Source organism: Pseudomonas sp. PA-7-1E (assembly GCF_021605325.1).
Taxonomy (GTDB): domain Bacteria; phylum Pseudomonadota; class Gammaproteobacteria; order Pseudomonadales; family Pseudomonadaceae; genus Aquipseudomonas; species Aquipseudomonas fluorescens_BV.
Window position 1 is genome coordinate 1 of record NZ_WKFA01000134.1, and the last position, 770, is coordinate 770.

Below are 770 nucleotides of genomic sequence, written 5' to 3' on the forward strand. Positions count from 1 at the left end.
CCCTCAAACCGCACCGGCCCTTCCCAGTACGGAATACCCAGGTCCATCCACGCCTTCGGGTTGACGGCCTCGGTGGTGATGTCCAGCTGTTTGCCGGGAATTTTCAGCGACCAGCGTATGGGAATGTTGCGCCCGTCGATGGCCGTGGTGGTCAGCGGTGTGAGTTGGATATCGCTGTTGTGCAAGGTCTCGGTGTGGCCCTGGGCGTCGATCCAGGTGCCGGTGAGGTAACCGTCGCTGTCTTTCTGCCGCACGCGAAACAGCATCAGCTGCGCGCCGCGGTCCAGATGCAGGGAGAACCAGTCCCAGCCGGTCTGGCTGGCGGCAAGGGGTTGGCTGCTCCATTCGCGGTCGAGCCAGGCTGGGCCGCTGACCTGGTAGGTGTGGCCGTCGAGGTTGACGCTGCCGCTGGCGGTGAAAAACGGCTGGCTGTAGTAGTACGACGCCTGGCCCTGGTCGGATTTGCGGCTGTAGCCATGGTCGCCTTGCAGCACCAGCGGGCGGCTGGAAGTCAGGTGCAGGTCGTAGGCAAATTGCGCGCCACTGGCCTTGAGTTGCATGTCAGCCAGGGGGCTGGCGGCGCCGGGGCGGGTGGCGAAGTTCCAGTCGTCGATCCAGGCGTTGAACGGCTCTGCCTGAGCCCCCGCCTGGCCGACGCCACCCCGGGCCAGGCGTTCGGCGGCGTAGTGGCGGGTGGCGGAGGTGACGGCGGCGTGGCCGAGCCACACGGTTGAATCGCGCCAGCCCGGTTGGACGGGGCCGGCCTTCAA

Annotated in this window: 1 protein-coding gene; it reads right to left on the bottom strand. The window is 66.8% G+C overall.

What is annotated here, in order from left to right; all coding sequences use genetic code 11:
* Window positions 1-770, bottom strand: a 770-nt coding sequence (locus GIW79_RS29545) for a lipocalin-like domain-containing protein (protein ID WP_236477481.1), incomplete at both ends; no start/stop codon positions are given.